Here is a 13,836-nt window from a genome sequence, read left to right as displayed (position 1 = left end):
CATGGCGTCGCATAAAACCTTTATGGCACGAGAGATTGCCGAGATTCCGACCATGTTCGAACGTCAGTTGCAGGACGGGCTGGACCAATATTGGGAGGCTGGCGCAAAGCTGGCTGCATCAAACATTCGTGGGTTTGTAACCTGTGCAAGGGGCACATCGGATCATGCCGCGACGTACTTTAAATATCTGATCGAAACGCAAACCGGGCTGCCCACCGCCTCGATTGGACCCTCTGTTGCATCGGTTTATGAGGCACAGCTGAAACTGGATGGCTTCGCCTCTATTGCCTTTTCCCAATCGGGCGGCAGCCCGGATCTGACAAAGCTACAGGCGGCGGCCAAGAAAGGTGGCGCAGAAACCATCTCTGTCCTGAATGTTGTGGATTCTTTGCTTGCCGAGGCATCAGACACCGTGCTGCCGGTATATGCCGGGCCGGAGAAAGCCGTGGCTGCGACGAAATCTTATGTAGGGATGCTGTTTGCCTCGCTTGGGATTCTCGCCGGGTTCACCAATAATAAAGAGTTAAAAACCGCACTTGCAGATCTCCCCCAACTGGCGCAGGCAACATTGCATGTTGATTGGGGCGCGGCCAGCGTGCCTGTCGCCCGCGCTGGCTCGCTTTTCTGCATCGGACGCGGCCCCGGATATGCGGTTGCCGCAGAAGCTGCGCTCAAGTTCAAGGAAACCTGTCGCCTGCACGCAGAAGCTTACTCCGCTGCTGAAATGCTGCACGGTCCTGTCGCCATCGCAGGCGATCAGTTTGCCGCAATGTTGTTTCGCACCAATGACGCCGCCGCTCAGTCGATTGACGCCGCTGCGATGAAACTACGACAACAAGGTGCAACAGTCTTTATGATTGGTGATGCCTCCGACAAACAAAGCCTTCCGGTACCAAGCTCGACCAACCCGCTGCTTGATCCAGTGCTGCAAGCCATCGCCTTTTATCGCTTCGTCGAGGATCTCTCACTTCGTTTGGGTCAAAACCCCGACGCCCCCGCAGGGCTCAAGAAAGTCACAGAGACCGTCTGAACCGCAATCCCAAAACACGGCTCTGTCTCAGATCACAAGGCTGCGCGGTGATCGATTGATAAATGATCACCGGGTTGCACCGCCGCTTCCCCTAGGCGCACCAAGCCGGTCCCCGCCTTCGGAACAAGTGGTTGCACCTTGCACCGCGCGGCGTTCATAGAACGCCAATAATCACAGATGCCAACCCAGATCCGGGAACAAGGTTTTCATGCCTCCAGCTCGCGATGTTTGCAACGCGCCTGACAGGTCAAACCATAGCCACAACATGGGTATGAAATTCGGCAGCGCCTATTTGGCAATCTATTGATCGGCCTTCGGTAGGTCTTTCATAATGTCGCGCAACGTGCCCAGATCTTCGACCTGACGTTCCATCAAATACAGGCGTGTCCTGTCCAGCGGTGTCACATCTCCTGCGATACGCTGCCATTCCTTGCCGTCAAATATGCTGGCCCCAAATCCGCCCGCAACCAGCATCACATTTTCATTTGCATCAAGGATCGGAAAATTGACGGGGGCATTCTCGTCTTCGACAAAAGGTGCAGGTTTCCAGACCAGTTCATTCGCGTCAAACACAAACAAACCCGCTTCGATTGCGCCATAGAGTTTCTCTTTGAACCAGCACAGGTTCATACCGGGCAGTGATCTCTCCTTGCGCGGGATCAGCGGGGCAAAACCTTCGATAGTGCCGACCAGAAGCTCGCCCTTTTTGCCAGACAGATAAACGCTGCCATCCGCAGCGCAGCACATATCCCACAAAAAGATCGGGTCCGGGTCAAGCTCGGAGGTGACAGCGTCGGGCAGCGCAATGGTGGTAAGCTTCTTGCCGTTCCAATGGTGGATCTCTGGTGCTGCGCCCTTTCGATTAAGCGCCAGATAAATGTTCTTATCGGATGTGCCTGCGATCGCGACATATTGGCCTGCGGCGCGCTCTTCTTTCAGGCTGCCGGTCACCCCGGACAGCACCGACCATTCGCCTGCCGCATCGCGCCGCAAAAAGCTGCGGCCCAGACCATAGGCATAAAAATGCTCTCCAATATGCGCCACACCGGTGGTGCCCCGCACCGGCATATCCGGCTCCATACCCCGTTGAGCGGTTTTGAAATCAAAGGTGGTCACATGGCCCGCCGCATCACTGAACAATGCCTGACCATTTCCACCCGCGGTGCGGGCAAAATCATACCCGTTTGAATTTCGCTTACCGCTCCAGCCTTCACTTAACTCGCAGGCCAAAAGCTTGGTCTGGCGGGGCGGATTGGGGCCGGTATAGGTTTCATCCCAATTTGCCCCGAAGACAAAAGTTTCATCATCAACAACCGCCGCTGAGACAATTACCATACCGGTTAGAACCTGATCCCACGTCTTTGCCACGCTCATTCGTCCTCTTGTGTATTGCCAGCCACCGGCCTGCCATTGCGGTCCACGGCGTTCGGTGTGCAGTTCATATCCCCATAGAATCTTTCAAGCTGGGCACGGATACAATCCTCGCGGCAATTGTCGCCCACCCCGCTGTCCTCCATAGAGGCAACCGCATTGTCCATCGCATCGTCCATGCTCATCGGTTCCCCGCCGCCGTGTCGGCGCAGGGTCAATGCATCCATTGCGGAATGAAGCTGGCCGTGACTCCCCATGGAATGGTTTGCACCTTCCGCGCACACTGTTGGGGCCTGATTATGTCTGGCATTGTTGTAACCGGGGCAATGATCCACCATCGCACGCGGTATCAGGTGGTGACCGGTCTGGCCCGGGCAACAGCCACGGCTGTCAGACAAATCCAACGGCCCTGTATCAAATAGACCCGAGGTTCCCCGCCCGCTTTGGTTCATGGATGCCGGGCCTTGCGGGTTATTGGTGCTTGGCGGATCGTAGGGTACCAGAAAACACTTGCGCGCACGCAGACAGTCGTCCGCCTCTGCGGCGGCGGCCATTGCCGCAGAAACATTGCGCTGCGCCTGTGCCAGTTCAGCAGGATTGTCGGCAGCGCGCAGAACCGCTTCTGCATTGCCGCGGATCAAAGTGAGGGATTCAACCATGTCGTTGATTCTGGCGGCGGTGCGACGCGCATCGAACACGCCAGCAAATACATTCCAAATCCCGCTCAGCACATTGACGACTGTTGCAGCCCCTGCACAAACCGCCGCACCCACACCCGCCGCGACCCCGCATAACGCGCTGGCTGCATACCGGCCACCTGACGCCAATGCCCAGCGTTCAAGCCGCTCTCCCGCAATCTGCACCCCCGCATCGATGGCGTATTGCTGAATATCTGCAAACATGTCGTCCGCAAGGCTGTTCAGCTCTTCCATACGCTCGCGCAGGTTACTGCTGTTGACCTGCATAAGCGCCGCGCCGCAATGCTGGTCTTTCCACGTCATGTTGCGTTCTTGAACCGAACGGCGGGTTCTGTTGCGCGGCACGCGGCGGTTGTTATACCGCTCCCGACCCTTTACGAACCGTCTGTTTTCACCGCGAGACGGGCCGCACTCGCGCTCGATGCGATTACGCTCGCGATTACAGTCAGGTGGCAGCTGTCCGGGGCAAGTTTCACAAAACCCAACCGCGGAATCTGCATCAAATCTGCCTCTTGCTGCCATCAGCGCTCACCATCGTTTGAATCTTCAGGCTCAACCCAGTCAATCACGGCCTGCACCACATGAGTTTTGAACTGCATTTCAACCTCGTCCATTACCTCGCTATCTGACTGACCGGATGTACCGCCCAATGCCGGCCACGCCCAGCCATGCAGAGGATCAGCATCAAAAGCATGACCCAGTAAGAAAGCGATGCGGCAGTATCTGACCCGCGCCGCATGGTCCGAGAGGCCCAAATCCGCAGCCCGTTTTCCCGCGCTCAAGACATGCAACCTTAGCGCCTCTTCCCCAATCAAATCGACTTTTTCAGGCCAGAACAGTCTGAAATCTTCGACAATTGGCTGAATGGTTCCATCGTCCGGCATTGGCGGAGGCAAGGCACAGTAAGCCTCAAATGCACGCCGTGGCACATAGGCTTCCTCATCTGGACCCATGACCGCTTCACAATAGTCAATGTAGCAATTCCAGACGTCAGTGATTTTTTCGTTCGCAAGATAGCTGTCGTCGGCCAGACGGTCGGCAGCCCAAGGCAGCGCCGGGTCACTATCGAAATATGCGCCCAATGTTACCGACAGGTTGGCATAAAGGAACAACGCCCGCTCGCTGTCCAAACCATAGCCCTCTGCCCGCTCAACCGCGAGCGAAGCGACCTGAAACAGATCAGAGCGGGATCGCCCTTCCACCAATGCACCGCGATAGCCAGGAAGCTCATCCACCACGCGCCCGATGAAGGTTTGCATGGCCTTATCCTGAAAGGCCAACATCTGTTCTGCCGAAATCCGGATCATTCAGCCACCACCTGAGGACGTGTCAACGTTTGAACATCGCCCCCTGCATTTTCAAAAATGAAGCTTTCGATAGCATCCTGGAATACTTCATCGATTTGATCTTCCATCAATACTTCCGCAATGCGATTAAGGACCCGTGGATCATGAAACCGCAAGATACACAGCTCGCCGCCGGGAACCTCAACGTAGAGGGTTTTGCGCAGATGCAAATGCAGCGTCTGAGGATCAGCACGCGAGGTCAGAATACTTGCAAAGCCGCGCGCCCAGAAACTGTGAAATCGCTCAAGCACCATTTGCGCATCTGAACATGGCACCAAGACTGGCGCGACTTCAAGCAAAGCAGGATCAGAGTCACCGGGGAAAAGCTGCAGGGTCTGAACACCAGCCGCAGCAAAATCGGCCAGCAATGCGCCCCCCAGCGGCGCGTCGATCAGCAAATAGATATTGTCTTTGGTCTGTTGCAGCCGCCACTCTAGCTCGGCAAATGCGCTTGCAAAGCTCTGCGATTTCCGGGGGCATAGGAACACAAGGGGCGTGCCAAGCGCAGAGGCCGCTGCAAGACTTTCCGCGATGGGATGGCCCGCGCCGGGATAAGATCGCCCCTCTGCCTGCGGTTCAGTCATTCTACGTTCCTCAAAGGTGCTTCGGCTTGCCTAGCTGAAGCGGTACGGCCCTGTAGATATGGCCCAGATACACAAAGGGCTCAAGTAGCTTTGAATTCATACTTCGGTTCACCGCAAACCATCGGCTGCGACCCGCTGAAAAGCGCTTGCTTGGACCCGAATTTAGCCCCTTGTCTAAGTGAACAAACCTGATCTACGGCCCCGCCGGTCTTTTCTGCCAGCGCGAGAACCGGCGGCCACTGATCAGGCTCATATCGCTGTCTTTAACAGACGCCCTGCAAAACCAGATGCCAATGGCGCGCCGCTCAATTGCCCCATATGCCATGCCAACACCTGATTGCTGCTAAGTACCGGAATGCCAAGTTCTGCTTCCAGTTCGTCGATGATATCCAATGTGCGCAGATTGGTGCACGATAAAAACACTGCCTGCGCGCCAACTCCGGCCTGTCGTGCTGCGGCTTTGATGGAATCTGGCGCGATGCGCGCAACCTGCGCTTCCACTTTTTCGCCAAAGGTCACACTTTCACCGACCGAAAACCCCGCCGCGATGAAGGCTGAGCGGACCGGGGCGGCAATGTCTTGGACATAGGGCGTTACAAGGCCCAGTTTCGCGATGTTAAGTGCGCGCAACGCTGCCAGCGCCGCCGTCAGCGGGTCCGTCACAGCCGGGGTTTCCACACCTTTCCTGATCATCGAGGCCACAGCCCCTGCGCCGATCAAGGTGGTGCCAGACGTACAGCCGTAGCCCACAACGTCAAAACGCGCAGCCCTTGGGAACAACTGCGCACTGCGCGATAGTTCGGCCTCCATTGCGGCAATCGTTTCGGTCGAAAGCGCCTCTCCCGAAGGGATGCGGCTGATGTAGATTGCACTCTCGCGATCAGGGAAAAGTCGCCGGAAATCCTGCTCGATCGTTTCATCGGCCTGTAAAACCACCAGCCCCAATGTGCCTTTTGATCCGATAGATCCGACCAGATCGAAACCAACTTGTTTCATTCTCTGATCTCCGGCATCTCGGCAGGTGCGCGAGGCGACAACAGCTCTGGCCCATCTGCGCGCAGGACAATATTTTCTTCATGCACCAGAATGCGATTGGGGGTAATTTGTACCCCCGGTTCAAGTGTCAGCACCATGCCTTCGCGCAGCTCGGTTGTGTCAAGCGGAGTCACCGATGGCCATTCCGTCAACGTGATCCCCAACCCATGACCCAACCGTCCGCCGCAGGAAACGGCACCTTGGCGCGTCAACTCATCCGTCATGATGCGGTGCAGATCACAGGCCAGCATACCAGGACGCAAGCTGCTTAACGCTGTGTCAGTGGCCACGTAGAGCGCAGCATGGGCGCGGTGCACATCATCCCCCACCCGCCCAATCGCAAAGTTACGGTCGAAATCGCAAAAATACCCGTCCCGCACAGCGCCTGTGTCCAACATCAACACATCGCCATCGCGCAAAGGGCGCTCATGCGCGGGTGAGATCACATCGCCGTAGCCCCCTTGGTCAGCCCCGCCGGCGACATAGCTGACCCAATCGGCCCCTTCCTGAAGCAAGGCGACCTGGAAATTGCGGAAAACCTGCGACAGGGGCACGCCTTGGCGCGCAAATTCGGGCACATTTGCAAAAGCGGCATCCGCAATCGCGCAAGTCGCGCGGATCTTATCGATCTCCGCCTCGGATTTGACCTCGCGACTGCGGTGGATTGCCGCCGTGCCATCGGTGATCTTGCGCGGGGCGATCCGGTCTTGCAGCCGCGTGAAATCTGCGAGGGGCATGCGCAGCTGGCTTTCCTGTCCCATCGGAACGCCGATCCTGCCTGTATTGGGCACAATCGATATCAGGGTATCCGCCAAAAGGCTGACCCCATCGTCAACAGGATCAGGCGCATCCCATGTGCGGATATCGCTGATCCAACACCGGCCCATCAATTCGGCCCCGATGTTCGGTATGACGGCCACCGGATCGCCATTTGAAGGCACCACCACAAACCAGGGCCGCGCCGGGCTTTCCCAGAAACGTGTCAAAAAACCTGTGGCGTAAAAAACATCCGCAGGTGTGGTCAGAAGAAGCGCATCAAGGTGGTGTTGCGACATCTCGCCCTGCAATGCCCGCACGCGGCGTTGGTATTCCGCCGCTGGAAAAATCAGCGATCCATCAGGCATCCTCTGGCCCTTCGCTCAGAATACATAGAACACGGCTTTGCGCATCAATACCGTTTAACCCGGCCAGCAAGGCAGCTATGCCCGCCGTCCCGGATGGCGTCGAAGGCAATCCCGCCTCCGCCATCGCTGCGGTACCTGCCGCCGCCTCTTCCTCGGTGATGGTCACAAATTGATCCGCGTCATAGGCCAGATCCGCCAGCGCAAGCATTGAAGGGGTCTTGCAATCCAGACGTCCCATTGCGGACACTGGCCCTTGTGTTTCGACCACACGGCCAGCGCGAATGCTCTCCCTCAACGCGGGTGCCGCTTCGGGTTCCACCACGATCATCTGCGGACCCTCCCCCCAGGCCAGCCGCAGCTGGGCCGCCAGTGCCGCCGCGAGACCACCAACACCCGCCTGCAACAGCACATGCGTCGGGACGTCGCTTGACTGGGCTATAATTTCGGTTGCGATCTGACGATAGCCTTCCATGACACGAAACGGCAGATCAACATATCCGGGCCATGATCCGTCCGACAAAAGCGTCCAATTGTTCTGGTCAGCGGCCTCGCTTGCAGCAGCCATGCTGGCCTCATAGTCGGCCCCTGCCCAAACCACCTTTGCCCCCAGACCTTCCAGCTTGGCGGCAAAGGGCTTTGGTACAGTATGCGATAGGTAAACCACCGCCGCCGCGCCGAAAATACGCGCACCGGCCGCGACAGACATCCCGTGATTGCCCGCGCTGGCGGTGACATAGGTACGCCCCTGTAACGCCTGATCCAATACACCACCAACGGCCGCAGCTTCGCGCGCAATAGCATATGCCGCGCCAAGCGCCTTGAAACTTCCAAGCCCCATCCGACCGCGTTCATCCTTGACCATCAGACGTGCAACACCTGCCAAGCTCGCGACCACGGGACATTCGATCAATGCCGTCGCCTGATGGACCGGGCATTGCGCCAAAAGGGCCGCAACCGCGCGCGCATCAGCCCCCTGCATCCGCGCCAGTTCGGGCAGGCCCTTGCCGCGAAATTGATTGTCCAACGCTGTTGCCATCTGATGGCTCCCTTTATGTGTCACGCGAAGTTATGCTGATACTCGCAGGTTTGTCATCTAATGCTTTGCCTTGTTTCGCCCCATTTTCCGCGGTTTCCGGATTTCCTTGTCATGCGACATGCGCGTGGCGGATGAACGGTCAGATCCGAAGGTTCGTCACCGACGCCCCAAAACGCATCTGCCATTCGTTACAAGTCCAAAACCGGTCACCGGTCGAACTCATCACCTGCGGAACAAAACTGGCTGCGCTTTAGCCACTTCGATGTCTGCTTTAAATTGTCGATTGGATGTCACAAAGCACCAGGTCAAATCGTCATATCTCTGAAACCTAAGAATTGGAGATATAATGCACAGATATATTTTGATCGGCGTCGGTGGCGTTTCACTTGGTACCGGGGCCTATATTTGGGGCGCGACGCAACATTGGTACGACAACGTACCGGGCGTTGCGCAGACCGGCCCTCTCAACCTTCATTTCGCGAAAGATGTCGCACTTGCCTATCTGGCAGGCGGCACTGCATTGCTATGGGCTGGTCTCAACTACGATAGATCAGCGGGAATTTTCGGGGCCTCGTGGTTCGTCCTGCATGCACTGTTGCATATCTGGATATGGGTGCATCGTGGGGGGCCAATAGACCTTATTGCCCTGACGAACCTGATCGGCATTCAGATACCTGCCTTTCTGGCACTCTATGCGGCAATCAAACTCCAGGCCGAAAGGGGGCGATCATGATCCGCTATTTCTTGAGAATGGGTATTGAGCAGTTCGCAAAGCGCTACAATTATGACGCGGATTATATGTCTCACGTGGTTGAGACATCGACCATGGCCGGCGTTCGCTTGTCATTGCTTCCCCTGTATAGCCAGTTCAGGGGCCCCAAGGAGGCGCAAGACGTCTGGGCGGGTGCCATGCTGGGATCAACGCAGGAGGGGGATTGTGGGCCCTGTGTGCAACTCATTGTCGATATGGCGCTCGAGGCCGGAGTTCCGGCAGAACAGCTTGCGCTATGCCTTCAAGGCGATGCTTCCGCTGCGGGCGATGTCGGGCTTGGCTTCCGGTTTTCGCAAGCCGCTATCGCGAACACCCCTGCGCTGGAAGAATTCCGCGCTGAAATCGACAAACGGTTCGGTTCGGCAGCTGTCACGGCGGCCTCCTTTGCTGCGTCCAGTGGGCGGATATATCCCGTCTTGAAACGTGGCTTGGGCTTTGGTCAAACCTGTAGCAATGTCCAAGTGAAGCAAAAGACAATACAGGTTCCACAGCACCGATGAACATGGTTGCAAACATATTCGAAGCCGAGCGGACAAAACTGATATCGCTTTGCTATCGCATGCTTGGCGAACGTGCAGAGGCGGAAGACGCTGTGCAGGATACCTGGTTGAAGTGGTCAGCCGCTGACATTGACAAGATCGACAACCCTTCAGCCTGGTTGCGCAGGGTCGCCACCAACATTGCGATCGACACTTTGCGTTCCGCGCACCGGAAGCGCGAAATATATGTCGGCCCTTGGTTGCCCGAACCCTTGATCCAACCGGATGCTCATGAACCTGTGTATCATTTTGAACTGGCTCAAGAATGCGGGCTGGCCCTGTTGTGGGCAATGGAACGCCTTACCGAGAAAGAGCGTGCGGCATTTATTCTTAGGGAGGTTTTCGACGCCAGCTATTCAGAACTCGCGACGACGCTAGGCACAACTGAAGCCGCCTGCCGCCAACTTGTCAGCCGGTCGCAAAAGAAACTGCAAGACACAGGTCCTCGATTTGATGCCACACCAGAACAGGTTGCTGAACTAAGTGCGCGCTTTTTTTCTGCAATCATGGCTGACGATTTTGATACGGCATTGTCACTTCTAACGCCCGACACCATCGCGCTCTCAGACGGGGGGGCCAAAAGACGTGCCGCACGACGACCATTACTTGGTGGCAATGAGATCATGCAGGTGTTCCGTGCATTGTACGAAAAAGCAAAAAGCGAAGAGGGTTGGACAAGCCAGATGTCGATGGTGAATGCCCTCCCTGCAATACTGTACTACCGTTTTGGACAGTTGGACTCCGTCACCACCCTTGTGCCCGATCAAAATGGCACAATTGCGTGGATATACATCATGAGAAATCCAGATAAGCTCGGTGTGTCGAACCAATCGGGTTACTAAGCCGTTGTTGAGTGTGGGACAGATAAGCTGTCCGGGAAGGGTTCAGGAGGTCCAGTGTCATCCGCACCTCCCAATTTATTTAGGCGTTTTCCGATGGGCGCTATTCTTGTGCCCCCAGAAGGTCCTCGACCAAATGATATGTTGTGCGGACCCTAGCTTCGTTTGGATAGTTCCGGTTTGCGAGGACAACGATACCAAGATCCTGAGCGGGTAAGAGGACCACATACCCACCAAAGCCATTGGTCGCCCCTGTCTTGTTTAGGATAACGTCCTGTTGCGGCGGCAAAGGGGGCATGATTGCTTCGGAGGGCTGGGGTGACAGGATGAAGTCATAGCCGTTTCCAGCCTCCATCGCTGCTAGATCGACGGGCCAGGGATATTGCTCCCAGATCATGTTCTGCGTGTAGTAAGCCGTCTTGGCATGGCCTTCGCGGGTCCGGTCGAGGGCGGCAGAGAGCGCTGGAGTCACATCGCCATGACCCAGTTGCAGATCCAGCAGGCGTACCATGTCACGGGCGGTGGATTTTACACCATAGGCCTCGTCAGCCAGCACGCCCGGATTCACGCGGATCGGGGCGTCAGTCTTTCGGTCGTAGCCGTAGGCATAACGATCCATCGCCGTGTCCGGGACATTGATGAAAGTGCTGTTCAGACCCATGGCAGGGAACAGGATTTCCTCTGCCGCTTGCGCATAGGGCATCCCCATGGCGCTCGCAGTGATGTGCCCCAGCAGGCCGATGCTGACATTCGAATAGCTGCGCGTCCTGGGGTGTGGCGGTTGCCAATCGGCCAGCCAGTTGATCAGTTCGGGAACATCCTGCACCTTGCGCGGAACTTGCAGCGGCAGACCACCGGTGACATGCGTGGCAAGATCGATAAGCCTGATGCCGCCAAAGGCGGAACCTTGCAGATCTGTCAGCTTGTCAGACACGGGAGCATTCAGGTCAATCTGGCCCTGTTGCTCGGCGAAGGTGGCGAGAGTTGCGTTGAAAATCTTGCTGATTGATCCCAGTTCAAAAATTGTCTCCGGCGATGCGGCGATTTCGCCTTCTCTGGCGGCAAGCCCGGTCGCATAGAAATGTTGTTTGCCGCGAAGGGTGATACCAACCACCAGCCCTGGGATGTCATATTCCTCTATCACCGGCGTGAAGGCGTCGCGCACCATGTCGGTGACCTGCCTGTCGGACAGGCCTTGAGCGGCCAGTGTTGTGGGGAGGGACAGCAACACAGCGGCTACAAGGGTCCAAGTCTTCATTTCTGCCTCATTATTTTTTGGTTTTTAGGTTTGCAGAACTAGTGTTCTACCGTCGGAGTCTCAAACAGGATATGACCGCTTCTGAGGGCCTGCGCGGAAAGGTGCTGATGTTCAAAACTGACGCCGCATACAGCAGTTCCCTAAAGCAGGCAGAGGCTGCTGGTTCGCCAAGGTTTGCTTTGCCCGGCCCGCTGCTGGATTGCAGCGCTCTGGTTCAAAGACGTAATGGCTGGCCATCGCTTTGAAGCAGGCGTTACCGGGGCAGTTCTCAGTGACTTTCGACAGTCATCGGTCTATACGCTGATTTTCCAGACTTTGCCGTGCCAAAGCGCTGATAAGGTCGGTGCGTGTGACGATGCCTACAAGTTGATCTTGTTCCAAGATGGGCACGGCGTCGACGGCACCGTCTGCCATCTGGGGAAGCAACGCGGATAAAGGCGTATCCGCTGTTGCGCACGGGCCGGCGACACTCATGATGTCAGCGGCTTGCACAGGTATGTCACGGCCGCGGTCAAGCAGCCGGCGCATTGTTTTGCCGAAGCCACGATTTAAGCGAAGACTGTCTTCACGCGCCCGGTCGATGAGGTGGATTTGAAAGATGACGCCCAAAAACCGGTTCACGTCCCCGACAACCGGCAAAGCCGTAAACCGGTGACGCCGGAACAATGCTGCGATCTCTGCTAATGGCGTGTTCGGCTCCACGGTAATCAGGTTGCGCGACATGATATCATCGGCAACTGTAGGTCCCGACCTGGCGGCCACCGCCTGCATTTCCGCCGCCCCGAGCAGTCGCGCCAGATCTTCGACACCAAGGTTAAAAGACTGTTTGTAGCGATCCAGAATATCGGTCAGCTCTGCCTCCGACAGGCCAAGACGTTCGATAGGTTCAGGATCTTGCGTGCCATGACTGTTCGGATCATTGAACTGGCGGAATGGGTAGTGTCGCCCGGTCATGCGCCCATAAACGATGGCGATGAACACCAACACGACAGTACCGATCCCAATCGGCATGAGGGCAAAATAGAACCCCAATTCCTGAACCGCCTCAGGGCTCATGGCGACGGTCATGGCAACGGCGCCTGCCGGTGGATGTAAGGCGCGGCACAGAATAATAGCGGTAATTGCCAGCCCGACAGCTAAGGCAATGCGCAGAACGGGATCCTGCACCACCAGAGATACAGCGACACTGACCAAGGCGGCGACCACATTGCCGACGATCGCCGACCACGGCTGTGCCAGAGGGCTGTTGGGGACAGCAAACAAAAGAACCGAGCTCACCCCGAATGGTGCCACTAAATACAGGCCAAGCGTCAGGTCAACCGCCGGTGCCAGAACAAATGCTCCGGCCAAGGCCAGGCCGATGAAGGCACCAAGCCCCGCACGCAGGGCTTCGATAGGCGAGCTTTTGGCGACGGCGGGACCAAATGAACTTAGATGGGACAGAGCAAGTCCTTCCAGATAACGGCAGGTGTGTTTTTTCAAAGTGCAAGCAAATTGGCAATGCCTGCTAATGTGCAATCTGGATCAACCCCGGCAGGACTTATTCCTGTTGTTTCTGCATCTTTTGGCACTGCCTTTTGACGAGCAGTTCACCAGATCGGGCATTCACGCGCATGCACCGAAAGTTAGAAAAACCCGCACCGCCGACATCCGCGTAAAGTGCTGCCAAGGGCCGCTATGGTCCCTTCTTCGACGTTGGTAACATGAATCTGGCTGCTAATTGAGGAATGGAACGAAAAGTGAATATATGTGCAGGCATAGCTTGGAAAACGATGGAGTTATCCTATCTTTCCTTGACGCTGGCGGTGGTGGCAAACCCTTGTTGGCGCCGCACGGCCATTGGATGGGGGCATCCGATTTCGCAGGGGTTGCAGAGGATCTTTCGCCCGAGTGGCGTGTGATCGCACTTGACCAGCGGGGTTTCGGAGAAACCGATCACGGGGCGACCCATAGTATCGCAGCCTATATTGGCGATGTGGTCGCGCTGTTGGACCGCGGCTTTCTGATCATTGTCATGGAGCTCAATCTGGAGCCCATGTCACCGATGTTTCGTAGTGTAACAAATGCAGTAATCAGACGGGCAAAAGGCCATCGTGGTGAATTCATAGAGCATGCGGAAACCGTCGTTCTGCTCGATGACCCCGGCACCGGCAAAACCGGCAATGACAGCTAACGATTCAAGTCTAAGCAAGAAAACGAGTTGG

At 56.6% G+C, this 13,836-nt stretch carries 14 protein-coding genes; 5 read left to right on the top strand and 9 right to left on the bottom strand.

Annotated elements, in window-relative coordinates; genetic code table 11:
* The first annotated feature begins 1 nt into the window (after position 1).
* A complete protein-coding gene (locus QQL78_RS02420; RefSeq protein WP_284370213.1) occupies positions 2-1,030 on the top strand; it encodes an SIS domain-containing protein in 1,029 nt (342 codons plus the stop codon).
* Positions 1,031-1,330: 300 nt separating this feature from the next.
* On the opposite strand, the gene QQL78_RS02415 is transcribed toward QQL78_RS02420, so the two are convergent.
* The 7 genes from QQL78_RS02415 to QQL78_RS02385 form a co-directional block, all read right to left on the bottom strand.
* Entirely contained in the window at positions 1,331-2,404 is a 1,074-nt protein-coding gene (locus QQL78_RS02415; RefSeq protein ID WP_284370211.1) for a hypothetical protein, read from the bottom strand.
* Positions 2,401-3,402: an HNH/endonuclease VII fold toxin-2 domain-containing protein gene (locus tag QQL78_RS02410; protein ID WP_284370210.1), complete on the bottom strand. Its 1,002-nt coding sequence runs from the start codon at positions 3,400-3,402 to the stop codon at positions 2,401-2,403. Before QQL78_RS02410 ends, QQL78_RS02415 begins: the two co-directional genes overlap by 4 nt.
* A 218-nt stretch (positions 3,403-3,620) precedes the next feature.
* Positions 3,621-4,406, bottom strand: a complete 786-nt coding sequence (locus QQL78_RS02405; RefSeq protein WP_284370208.1) for a hypothetical protein — start codon at positions 4,404-4,406, stop codon at positions 3,621-3,623.
* Complete coding sequence (locus QQL78_RS02400; RefSeq protein ID WP_284370206.1) at positions 4,403-5,029, bottom strand: DUF4123 domain-containing protein; 627 nt, start codon at positions 5,027-5,029, stop codon at positions 4,403-4,405. The genes QQL78_RS02405 and QQL78_RS02400 overlap by 4 nt, the downstream gene beginning before the upstream one ends.
* A 249-nt stretch (positions 5,030-5,278) precedes the next feature.
* Positions 5,279-6,025, bottom strand: coding sequence for a maleate cis-trans isomerase family protein (locus QQL78_RS02395; protein ID WP_284370204.1), 747 nt, complete (start codon positions 6,023-6,025; stop codon positions 5,279-5,281).
* Positions 6,022-7,188, bottom strand: a complete 1,167-nt coding sequence (locus QQL78_RS02390; RefSeq protein ID WP_284370202.1) for a M24 family metallopeptidase — start codon at positions 7,186-7,188, stop codon at positions 6,022-6,024. Before QQL78_RS02390 ends, QQL78_RS02395 begins: the two co-directional genes overlap by 4 nt.
* Complete coding sequence (locus tag QQL78_RS02385) at positions 7,181-8,224, bottom strand: pyridoxal-phosphate dependent enzyme (protein ID WP_284370200.1); 1,044 nt, start codon at positions 8,222-8,224, stop codon at positions 7,181-7,183. Before QQL78_RS02385 ends, QQL78_RS02390 begins: the two co-directional genes overlap by 8 nt.
* 346 nt (positions 8,225-8,570) lie before the next feature.
* On the opposite strand from QQL78_RS02385, the gene QQL78_RS02380 reads away from it, so the two are divergent.
* From QQL78_RS02380 to sigJ, 3 genes are read left to right on the top strand one after another with little or no spacing between them, the layout of a single operon-like run.
* Positions 8,571-8,957: a hypothetical protein gene (locus QQL78_RS02380; RefSeq protein WP_284370198.1), complete on the top strand. Its 387-nt coding sequence runs from the start codon at positions 8,571-8,573 to the stop codon at positions 8,955-8,957.
* Positions 8,954-9,496 (top strand): hypothetical protein, encoded by a 543-nt coding sequence (locus tag QQL78_RS02375; protein ID WP_284370186.1) that lies wholly within the window; start codon positions 8,954-8,956, stop codon positions 9,494-9,496. The genes QQL78_RS02380 and QQL78_RS02375 overlap by 4 nt, the downstream gene beginning before the upstream one ends.
* On the top strand, positions 9,493-10,377 hold the full coding sequence (gene sigJ, locus QQL78_RS02370) for an RNA polymerase sigma factor SigJ (protein WP_284370184.1): 885 nt from the start codon (positions 9,493-9,495) through the stop codon (positions 10,375-10,377). The genes QQL78_RS02375 and sigJ overlap by 4 nt, the downstream gene beginning before the upstream one ends.
* Before the next feature lie 100 nt (positions 10,378-10,477).
* On the opposite strand, the gene ampC is transcribed toward sigJ, so the two are convergent.
* Together ampC and QQL78_RS02360 are read right to left on the bottom strand one after the other, a co-directional pair.
* Positions 10,478-11,632 (bottom strand): class C beta-lactamase, encoded by a 1,155-nt coding sequence (gene ampC / locus QQL78_RS02365; RefSeq protein WP_284370182.1) that lies wholly within the window; start codon positions 11,630-11,632, stop codon positions 10,478-10,480.
* 285 nt (positions 11,633-11,917) lie between these two features.
* The gene (locus tag QQL78_RS02360) at positions 11,918-13,114 is read right to left on the bottom strand and encodes an HPP family protein (RefSeq protein ID WP_284370180.1); all 1,197 of its coding nucleotides are present in this window, start codon (positions 13,112-13,114) and stop codon (positions 11,918-11,920) included.
* Positions 13,115-13,394: 280 nt separating this feature from the next.
* Between QQL78_RS02360 and QQL78_RS02355 the strand changes: the two genes are divergently transcribed.
* A complete protein-coding gene (locus tag QQL78_RS02355; protein ID WP_284370178.1) occupies positions 13,395-13,805 on the top strand; it encodes an alpha/beta fold hydrolase in 411 nt (136 codons plus the stop codon).
* Positions 13,806-13,836: the final 31 nt, after the last annotated feature.

This window comes from Sulfitobacter pacificus, from assembly GCF_030159975.1.
Taxonomy (GTDB): Bacteria; Pseudomonadota; Alphaproteobacteria; order Rhodobacterales; family Rhodobacteraceae; genus Sulfitobacter; species Sulfitobacter pacificus.
The sequence above is the reverse complement of the archived record's forward strand: the minus strand, read 5'-3'. Positions and strand labels throughout refer to the sequence as shown.